This is a genomic window from Lactobacillus sp. XV31L (assembly GCF_059900865.1).
Map to the genome: position 1 here is coordinate 1 of NZ_JBWXGC010000040.1, position 397 is coordinate 397.

Consider the following 397-nt stretch of genomic DNA (forward strand, 5'->3'; position numbering starts at 1 on the left):
ATTATAAGGCGTTTGGTGTACATACGCTTCGGCTTGATCCGGTGTTACTGTTTGGACATGACTGCTATCAGGCGTTGCAACCGTTAAACGCCCTGCCTTTGCATGCCCCACTAACTGATCACGAACCCCCTCAAACATTCTTTTAAACATTGCCTTTAGCATCTCAAGCACTACCCCACTAATGGCTTGAGCTTCGCTAAGTACGCCTCGAAGGTGGCTTGCGTTTGTTCTAACGTCGTCTGCGTCTGTGTTAATACGCCAGAAATGTGGTGTATAGAAAAAAGTTCGTCGGATTCGTCGGTTACGGATTTCTCGAGTTTTTCCATGGCTGTCTGCAATGATTGGACTGAGATGGTTACTGTCTGCATGGAGCTCTTTAACTCGCTCAGCGTACTGT

General features: G+C 47.1%; 1 protein-coding gene. It reads right to left on the bottom strand.

The features are described 5' to 3' along the window. Positions 1-170: 170 nt before the first annotated feature. Positions 171-397: hypothetical protein (locus AC2JF7_RS09080; protein ID WP_500728366.1), on the bottom strand; the 227-nt coding region annotated here is incomplete at its 5' end.